Origin of the sequence: Acinetobacter sp. TSRC1-2 (genome assembly GCF_049895885.1) — a bacterium.
Lineage (GTDB): Bacteria > Pseudomonadota > Gammaproteobacteria > Pseudomonadales > Moraxellaceae > Acinetobacter.
This window is the reverse complement of the sequence record NZ_JAFCTF010000018.1, coordinates 20,232-29,884: the sequence shown is the minus strand read 5'-3', so window position 1 is coordinate 29,884 and position 9,653 is coordinate 20,232. Positions and strand designations below refer to the sequence as shown.

The window sequence follows — 9,653 nt, the reverse complement described above, 5'->3', positions numbered from 1 at the left end:
TCTTCATAATCTCTTAATGATCTATCTTGCTCTTCGTCAGAGACAAGTTTCAACGCAATAAACTCAACAACTTAACCAAATCAGCTAAGTTCGTTTGCTGTATCGCGTCGGGATGCTGCGTATTCTATACAGTTTATTAAGGGACGCAACCCCTTATTTCACGTATTTGCAATGAGTGTTTGTTTTTTGGGCCAATCTGCTAAAAAAATTGTATTTTTACTCGTTTTTTAATCGTATTTATAAAGAATCTACTTAAATAGATTTTTTTGAACTGATTTTTATTATGGGTCTAGCATCTATATTATTATGTTTACCACCTTAATTTCCCTCGCTAATCTGTATTTCAACTTTTCTAAATTTGACGCAAATTCTTTCTAAGAATGAATTTACCTAGAAAACTGTAATCAGGAATGGACTGGTTTATATTTTTATCAGGTTATTTAGTTCATTGTAGACAACTAAAAAATTAAAAAAATCAATGCAGTCATTTTTATTATCTACGTACCGGTTTTATATAAAGTCACTCATTCATTTCCAAACACCTCATATATACTTTTCTAAAATTTCCTTTTTTCAGCTATGAAAACCAGGGTCTGTTGAGAATTAGCTATATAAAGAGGCCAAGTTTATAACCGCATAATGGGTAGATACATATTTACAAATGCCCAATAGGCAAAAATGGAACCTTATTGTCTTGGGAAAGTTACAGACCGCGAGCGTAGCAGCCCAAATAACAGGTTATTCTTGAAGCAACACTCTGGATCGCACGAACAGGTAATCCATGGCGAGATTTGCCACCCGAATTTGGAAAATGGAATACTGTCTTTAAATAGTATCGGGACTGGGTAAAAGCTGGCGTGTTTGAAAACATTTTTGCAGCAGTCAAGGAAGATGACTGATATGGAATACGCCATGATTTATGGGACTATTATTCAGGTGCATCGTCATAGTTAAGGTGCTAAAGGGGACTTATCATCAGGCTATAGGCAAATCAAAAGGTAGAATGGTCACTAAAATTTTGGCTTTAACTATCAGTCTGGGAAACTTGGTTAAATTCCGTTTAATGTTGGGGCGATACCATGATTTAGCTGAAGTTGAGCCATTAATTGAAAATACAGATTTTCACACATTATTTGCAGATAAGGCATTTAATGTGGATTGGCTGTTAAAAGAACTGGATGATTGAGGTGCAAAGATAATGATTCCAGCAAAAGCCAATTGTACCGTTCAGCGTATATTTGATCGCTGAATGTATAAATAGAAGCATTTGATCGAAAATTATTTTTACAAATTGAAAGAATTCAAACGTATTGCCATGTATAGCGCCAAAACAGATTTAAGTTTTACTGCCATAATTTATCTGGGTGCCAGCGTAATTAGTTTTCGTTAATTCTCGACAGAGCCTAGTTTTTCATGATCTTAATTTATGAATTTAATTGTTTATATACCCATTCCAAGAAATCAGTTTTATTTCTTAATGAAGGTGATAAATCAATATTTACTATTTTACGACTTCTAAACATCATAATAATTTTAGAAGGCGAATCAAATCTTATTCCAGCTTCATGAACTTGATGCATTTTAGTAGAAAATCTAATAATTTTTCCTGATTTTTTTACTTTAAATCCTGGTCGTATAACAAGAAAATTGTAGACTTGTTCTAACAAGTGAAAATTAGCATTTTTATCCATCTTATTATCTACTTAGAAGCAAATAATAGAGGTTTAATATGCCCCCACTTATTAAAAGCGATTTATTAAATAAATGTTAACCTAGACCGCTCCTGTTAAAACCGATTTAATTATAGGGTTAAGTTTACTTGTCTTTATCCATTGAGTGAGGTGAAGTGGTTTTATCTTGCTGGGAAGTATCAGTATCCTGTTTCTGACATGCAGTTAAACCCACCACTACTATTAATCCAACTATCATTAGTAATTTCATTGTTTATCCTTATATTGTTTGAAAATCAATAATATAATAATTACTCAGTTACACCGTTTAATTTTACAACACAACTGTAAAAGCCCATCTTTCGATGAGCTTCTAAAGTATGAATTTTATCTATACTTCTATAATTATAATAAGAAATTAATCCTAACTTGTATGGCTAATTTTTTTATTAGCGGGAAAATTATTTAAATTTAACTCCTAAAGTTAAAGGTTTAACCATAATTGAATCATTCATCTGGCTATTTCCACTATTATTTCACTGGGATCATCAAGTGCTGATAGGGCGTTCCAGACCACATTACGTACGGAACAGCAGTGTCCGGTTGAGCATGCTTGGGGTACATCTCATAGAAACGGGGTTCTGCACCGACGATCATGACATGAGGGCCAGTCTTGATCCAATGGTTACCCGCGGTAGGTTTCTTGGCATAGGGATCAACATTACTGGCATCCGTACCCCCTGCCAGCATATACATAAAGCCGACTTTACCCACTGCAGGTGGTTTCCAGGCTTCTGCCCAATCCAGAGCTGCCTTATCCATGCACATCGGGTCTGGACCCGGAGTAGTCGGATTATCAGGCATACAGGTAAATCCATTATTGCCTTTACGCAAGGTGCGCATTTTGCCATCCGCATCTATAGCTACGATAGTGGCCGCTGCTGCTACTTTTTTTGGTGCAGCACTCATTGCACTGGCGATGGCACTCTTATCTGCTGCAGAGGAAGCTCCTTCTGAGCTAGCTTTAGCCGCCAAGGGTTGGTCAGCTGCTAAAGCGGCGGATGCAGACAGCGCAACCCATCCGGCAATAAGCAATACTTTGGGAAAATTCATGGCATGTTCTCCTTGTATCATAAGTAAAAATACCTGGTATGCATGCGGATCAATCCCGACAATCGACACGACAGCTGCTTGTAAGGTGTGTTCTAAAGCACATACCCTTAAAGGCTGCTCGCTCCTCAATCTAAGGTTCCGTATGCACCAAGAAAATGAACGCTTATAACAATTGTTTCAAGATCAACTACAGCTATTGATAGATTATATTGACCATATTGGCGAACCTATCCCAAATTCGATTGCTTAATTCTCTTGTACATTTTGTAAAGAATATTCTTATTCCAGGCTATTATAGTGGTGACCAGATCTACGTGAAATCAGTGACAATAACGATTATGTTATGACGCGGTCATAGTGTTCTTGCATATTCTCCAAATAGAAGATTGCATTCTTAACATCTAAAAGTTACATAGCCTATTTACCAGAGAGCTAAAAACGTAATGAAGCATAGCTATTCTTCTGAATTAATTACTTTTTAATCATATTTAATTCTTACTTCAATAGGATGTACCACAATGCACAGATTTCATAACAAACAAAATTATTAGGACATAATAAATTACATACCAAAAAAGCTGTATGACCAAAAAATTATATAATATTCAACTAACTATGATAACTCGAATCCTGTTTAAGCCGATCATTCCATTACTTGAATGGTTGGCTTGTTTTGATGGCATAATTGGTAAGCACATAAAGATGCATAAATTCCAGCTAAGTATCCTTCAATGCTTCTAACTTTACTGCTGACCAAATTATATTTCCCTTTTAATAAGCTAAATAAAGTCTCTATTTTATTGCGTTGTTTTAAGAGGTATTCATCTGCTTTGGATAAACTAACAGTTTGTATGTTTTTACGGTGGTAAGTAATTAAATCAATGTCTTGATTCTTCAATTTGATTTTAATTCTTGGCTGATATAACCGCGATCAGCATAGAGTTCGGCTTTCAATCCTTTTACTCACTGTTCAAGCATTTTAATATCTGCTGTATGTCCATTTGATAAGCTGTTCCGACAATATCTCCTGAACGATTCATGATTAAATGCAGCTTATGACCAAAGAATCATCCCATCGAGCTTTTACCGCGTGTTGCAATCGCTGCTATGGATTTATACCTTTGAATGTGCTGATTTTTACATACAGGCAGCGTGGTTGATTTGATTCATAAATGACTACTTTGACGATCTTTTACAAGGCAAAATGTAAAGCATACAGTGCCAATTAATGTACTCTGATGAGATAAACCATCCGCTGGTAACACGGTAAGCATCTAAATAAATGACTTTTATTGTATTTTAATGAGTAAAATAAAGCTTTAAAGTTATTGAATTGTGAGTATCTATACCAAATGGCAATGAATACAAGTTCTGCAATGCTTAACAGAGAAGAACGTATTCTCAAGCATTTTTTACTTTACTTTAAAAAGTTTTGACAGGTTGATTCAAATTTCTGAAAAAAGTCATCAATAATGCAAAACAAGGATGTATGAGCCATATATAGCGTAAGCAACATGATGGATGGAAATGTAAGGGGTGTGGTAACTTCCTAATGGTTTTCAGCCATTTTTTTCACCTCAATTTCTTATCCGCGATTCGCGGTTAATTAATAAACTTTTATCTAAAATATCAAATCTGTTCTTTTATAATAATTATGGGCAGTTAAGGAATACTCTTGCTCAATTAGGATAGATGTAATCTTAAAGAAAACTGGGAAAAAGAAATGTTGTAATATCAAATACAAATTTTTTATTAAGATTAGAAAACTTAAAAATAGTGACTTAATAGACCAATATTTTTCCCATTCGGATCGATTCGTAAAGCTAGACCATTGATATCAGAAAGGCGGTACTGTTGCTCTTGCAGCTGTACTTTTTTACACATCACATCAGTAAGTGACATATCTTTGTCCCACTTGATTAAACTTATTTAGTGGGTCAAATTGTCTCAAGTTTGACCCAAGCAAAGCAAAAATAGGGTCAAATGGTCTTGGAAAGAATCAGACAATAAAAAGCCCTTAAACATTAAGCTTAAAGGCTTTTTTAGATTCCGATGGATTTCTTCGAAAAGAATTTTGGGGTGGCGTCAATTGAACTCAACTACCAACATATTCATTTTAAAGCTATTTTATTGAATAAAAAAATTCATTGACCCAATTTTGAACCAACTTAGATTTAGTGCATTGAATCACTTTAAAATCTTGTTCAAATCCAAATTCAGGATTTGAAATAATAATGGTCTTGCCATTCAGGATCGCTGTGATTTGCTCTGTACTCAAGGTATTCCCCTCAATTGCTAAAGACCCTTGAATCGTTCGAATACGATTGGCTTTTCGCAATTTAAGGCTATCTTGGATTTGGATTAATGCAGTCAAACGCCCTATTGATTCACTAATTTGTGCAATCAAGTGAATAATTTTAGAGGTGACGTATAAGGCGGTTGATATTTCATGCCATTCCTAATTGATGTAAAAACAAAGCACAGTTGATTAAACTCTAAAATATTAATATTTCATAGCTTAGTGAGTAATATCTGCTATCAACATGCTTATCTTTTCTGAAACAGTGAGCTAACTAATCTCTATTTCTTTTAAAATAAGCCTATGCATTCTCGTTAAAATACGTAGATTTCTTCATTACAGGGCAGCATTATGTTTATTCATGCCGACTTTTCACAACCCGTCATCATCAAGCCAGAGGATTACCATTGGGTGAAATCTCCAGGAGGTGAAGTCGATAGAATGATGCTTGATCGTAGGCGATGAGAAAGCACGTGCAACTAGTCTTGTAAAATACGCACCAGAATCTGCCTTTCCTGAACATCAACATCCTTTGGGTGAAGAAGTCCTCATATTGTCAGGCATTTTTACCGAGAATGCTGAAGATGATTATCCGGCAGGCTGGTATTTACGTAACCCCCATCATTCAACTCATCGGGTTTCCAGTAAAGCAGGTTGTTTAATCTTTGTGAAACTGATGCAAATGACTGAACATGAGATAGAGTCCACCCGAATTAATACCAATAATCCAGCGAATTGGAAGCTTACCGAACATCGGATGATATGCCCGTTATTTCAATCGGAACATGAGCAGACCTATTTAGAAAAGCTAAAAGCTGATCAAATTTTCCTAGAGAAATCAGAACAAGGGATTGAATTTCTAATTATCAAAGGTCAATTATTTTGCGGCACTGAAATATATCCAGCAGGTTCGTGGGTCCGTCTTCCCATCAATAGTGCTGCTAAATTTCAGGCAGGTCCATCAGGCGCAACTCTTTATGTCAAAACTGGTCATCTACAACATGCCATAGATGTATGGGTGAAATGAACAATAATGTGTCTTCAAAATGAGGCAGTCTCGTGTCTAGAATACTGGGAGCAGTCCACCATTTGATGCTTGATTGGTAGTGTTCAAAAATCTGTGTCATTTCAATAAACTGAATCACACAGGAAATAACACATCATGGCAAACAACTTTGATTTCGAAGCAGCTTTAAAACAATTACAGTCAGGACAACCCCTCACTGGTGAAAATGGTATCCTGACACCACTGATCAAACAGCTGACCGAAGCGGCTTTAAATGCTGAAATTGAAAATTATCTAGAAGAAAATCCTAAACCAAGCAATCGCAGGAATGGCTACTCTCGCAAGACAGTAAAATCATCTTCCGGTTCATTTGAACTGGAAACACCTCGTGATCGTGCCGGTGATTTTGACCCCCAACTCGTCAAAAAGAATCAAACCAAATTGCCTGAAGAGATCGACAGTAAAGTCATCTCACTATTTGCGCTCGGTATGAGCTACCGTGATATTCAAAAACATATTGCAGCTATGTATGGATTGGATATTTCCGAGAGTGCCATTACCAATATTACAGACAAACTGATCCCTGAAGTGCGTGCTTGGCAGCAACGTCCTCTCGATGCCGTCTATCCCTTTGTGTGGCTCGATGCCATCCATTATAAGATCAAGCCTTTATATCAACAAAGCCGTTTATACCGTACTGGGAATACCGAGGGCCATAAGGAGTTACTAGGCCTGTACCTGTCAGAAAGTGAAGGGGCTAATTACTGGCTCAGCGTACTCACAGATTTACAGAACCGTGGCATACAAGACATTCTGATCGCCTGCGTGGATGGACTTAAAGGCTTCCCTGAAGCAATTGCTGCAATCTTTCCCCAGACAGAGGTTCAGCTTTGTATCATCCATCAAATCCGCAATAGCTTACGTTATGTGGCCAGTAAAGATCAAAAAGCCTTTATGGCTGATCTGAAACCTGTTTACCGGGTCAAGACACCAAGCAGGCAGCTGAAATAGCTCTGGATGAACTGGAAGCTAAATGGAGTAATAAATACGAGAAAGTCATTCGATCATGGCGTGATAAATGGCATTTACTCAGTGCCTATTTCAAATATCCGAAAGTGGTTAGGAAGCCGATTTATATCACCAATGCGGTTGAAGCAGTACATCGTCAATTCAGGAAACTGACTAAAACCAAGGGGGGCTTTCCCGAATGAAAATAGCCTGCTGAAATTACTGTATAGTGGCATTCAACAGGCTTCTGAAAAATGGACAATGCCAGTAACGAACTGGGGGGCAAACCATCACACAGTTATCGGTTTACTTTAAAGGCAGACTCGATGAGATAATTCAACTCTAGTCAATTCGGCTGACACAGAATTTTGAACGCTCTCGCTTTCACAAATAAAATATATAAATTTCAATATTAAATATTAAATATTAATCACTTGATCAATGTAAAAATTTATCAATTTCTCTTTATCTGGTACTGATTGCTTACAACAGTTTGAACTTAGAAGCAGAGCAATACCATAGGTAATACTCCAAATATAAGAAAAATAATCACGAACAGAAAATACACTTCCCACCAATTTTAAATGCTCAACTGTAATATCTTTCATTTTAACAATTCTTTTTTCACGTATAGCATATAACTCATCAAATAAAGATTTAAGCTTTCGTTCCTGATTAGTAACTTGCTCCTCTATTGTGTGAAACTTAATTGTTCTATTTGAATTATTCAGATGATACAACATAAAATTCGACAAAAAAACCTTTATATCTCTACTGTAATTTACTGAAATATCCAACAACCGTTTTTCGTTTTGAATTAAAAGCTCCAGATATATTCGATTTTTACTCTTAAAATATTTATATATTGTGCCTTTTGCCATATCTACTTCTTTTGCTAAATCGTCAATAACAATATCCTGATAATTATCAATTATAAGCCTTTCTGCTGCCTCCAAAATTTTTTGTTTGTTTAATATAATTTTCTGATTTTTTACTGAATTCATATAATTTATCCCTGATAATTTTTTCAAAATTAGGGTTATTTTAGTCTAATAGATCCTATCTGATTTAGATAAAAAGGGCAGCTCATTAGAAGACCTATCCGCGTTCCGAATACTACTAAAAGAGCTTCCCCCTTACTTTGCAACTAGATCATCTAAAGAGGCTTAATTTCATAAAAAGATAGAATCCACACTAAACTAACTTCTACTTAAAATTATTTTAAAAATCATAAATTGCTGTGAAATTCACACGATTATCTATGCCTTTTTGATCATCAAAAGTTTTTCGTTCACCATACATATATTCAATACCCAAATTAATAGGTTTAACCGGGTTATAGAACATATTAATCCAACCTTCTTTTAACTCTTTATTTTGAGTTAAATCATTACGCACCAAATCGGAAAAATGATTATCTGTATTTGCTCGCATATAACCAAAGCCTAAAGTAGAACGGATTTTAGGGGTAATTTTCTGTGTTAAACCCAAAGTCACCACATCAAATTCATTGGGTTTCATCTCACCATTGACATCAAAAACATAGGCATAATTAGACCAAAGTACATTCTTGGTATCGCCTTTAATGTGATTATAATCAAATCGAAGTAGCGTATTTTCTGCCACTTGATATTTGCCGCCCAATGCCGCGCCCCATGCCAAGAAATCATCACTCCCTTCATGATTTGTGGCTTTTTGCGTTAAAAACAGACGTCCTGAAAGTGCAGAACCATTATCAAACTTATAGTTCAGCCGGCCTACCGCAGAAGGAAGTTTCAGTTTCGCCTTAGCATCCGTGGTAAACCCTTGGGTACCTGAAGTTGTTACTGTTTCAGCTTTAGAATCCTCTAAGCTAAAGGCAAGATTCATATTTTTATCTATGGGATAGCTGAATTTCACTTGTGGAACACGGGTTAAAGAACCACCCACAGAAAGTGAGGCATCTACAGTTTCAGGGAAATATTCAATTGCGTTGAAGTTTGACCAGGTTTGACCAATGAGCCACTGATCATAAGTTAAATAGGCATGACGGATACGGAAGGAATCCCGTCCAGCTCCTCCAAAAAAGTCCATTTCCACTTTACCGCCAACGCTGTGCTCACCTATTTTAGGGGTTTTAAAATTGAAGCCGAATCGCGTTGCATTCAAAGTACTTTGAAATTTATCAGAATTATTGCCTTCATTTACTGTGCCTTGTAAGGGCACAGCACTAATATAGTTATACATGGTGCTTGGCCCTTTGAATTGATAGCTTGCATCTGCACGCACATTTCCATATAGCTCAAATTCAGCACCGCCTTTTGTCACCAGCTGCTTGAGATCAGTTTTTAGAGCTGATTTTTCTTTCAATATTGGCAGCTCGGCAGAAATTTTTTCACTGGCCTGTTTTTGCTGCTGCATTAAAGTCTGCAGTTCTTGAACTTGCTTTTGCAAATTGGCCACCTGTTCTTCCAGTGTCATTGCTGCATAGCTTGAAGTCGTAATCATTAAAATGGCTAGACCAAGCGTAGGTTGAGCCATGTTACCTAAATATTTTTTCATTCTTAAATTCCATTTT

At 36.2% G+C, this 9,653-nt stretch carries 5 protein-coding genes and 6 pseudogenes; 3 read left to right on the top strand and 8 right to left on the bottom strand.

Features of this window, described 5'->3' with window-relative positions:
• Nucleotides 1–678 precede the first annotated feature (678 nt).
• Nucleotides 679–1,390 (top strand): annotated as a pseudogene (locus ACP69Y_RS15480) (IS5 family transposase).
• Between the two features lie 34 nt (nucleotides 1,391–1,424).
• Here the strand turns inward: ACP69Y_RS15480 and ACP69Y_RS15475 are convergent.
• The 6 genes and pseudogenes from ACP69Y_RS15475 to ACP69Y_RS15450 form a co-directional block, all read right to left on the bottom strand.
• Complete coding sequence (locus ACP69Y_RS15475; protein ID WP_425919353.1) at nucleotides 1,425–1,691, bottom strand: hypothetical protein; 267 nt, start codon at nucleotides 1,689–1,691, stop codon at nucleotides 1,425–1,427.
• Between the two features lie 124 nt (nucleotides 1,692–1,815).
• The gene (locus ACP69Y_RS15470) at nucleotides 1,816–1,929 is read right to left on the bottom strand and encodes a hypothetical protein (RefSeq protein WP_425919352.1); all 114 of its coding nucleotides are present in this window, start codon (nucleotides 1,927–1,929) and stop codon (nucleotides 1,816–1,818) included.
• Between the two features lie 272 nt (nucleotides 1,930–2,201).
• Nucleotides 2,202–2,912, bottom strand: coding sequence for a hypothetical protein (locus ACP69Y_RS15465; RefSeq protein WP_425919351.1), 711 nt, complete (start codon nucleotides 2,910–2,912; stop codon nucleotides 2,202–2,204).
• Between the two features lie 514 nt (nucleotides 2,913–3,426).
• A pseudogene (locus ACP69Y_RS15460) lies at nucleotides 3,427–4,281 on the bottom strand (IS982 family transposase).
• A 282-nt stretch (nucleotides 4,282–4,563) separates the two neighbouring features.
• Nucleotides 4,564–4,685: pseudogene (locus ACP69Y_RS15455) on the bottom strand (Arm DNA-binding domain-containing protein); the annotation flags it as partial.
• Between the two features lie 328 nt (nucleotides 4,686–5,013).
• Nucleotides 5,014–5,234: pseudogene (locus ACP69Y_RS15450) on the bottom strand (Fic family protein); the annotation flags it as partial.
• A 199-nt stretch (nucleotides 5,235–5,433) separates the two neighbouring features.
• On the opposite strand from ACP69Y_RS15450, the pseudogene ACP69Y_RS15445 reads away from it, so the two are divergent.
• Nucleotides 5,434–6,109: pseudogene (locus tag ACP69Y_RS15445) on the top strand (cupin domain-containing protein).
• A gap of 135 nt (nucleotides 6,110–6,244) precedes the next feature.
• A pseudogene (locus tag ACP69Y_RS15440) lies at nucleotides 6,245–7,442 on the top strand (IS256 family transposase).
• A gap of 73 nt (nucleotides 7,443–7,515) precedes the next feature.
• On the opposite strand, the gene ACP69Y_RS15435 reads toward ACP69Y_RS15440, so the two are convergent.
• A complete protein-coding gene (locus ACP69Y_RS15435; protein ID WP_425919350.1) occupies nucleotides 7,516–8,100 on the bottom strand; it encodes a TetR/AcrR family transcriptional regulator in 585 nt (194 codons plus the stop codon).
• 217 nt (nucleotides 8,101–8,317) lie between these two features.
• Nucleotides 8,318–9,637 (bottom strand): DcaP family trimeric outer membrane transporter, encoded by a 1,320-nt coding sequence (locus ACP69Y_RS15430; protein WP_425919349.1) that lies wholly within the window; start codon nucleotides 9,635–9,637, stop codon nucleotides 8,318–8,320.
• Nucleotides 9,638–9,653: the final 16 nt, after the last annotated feature.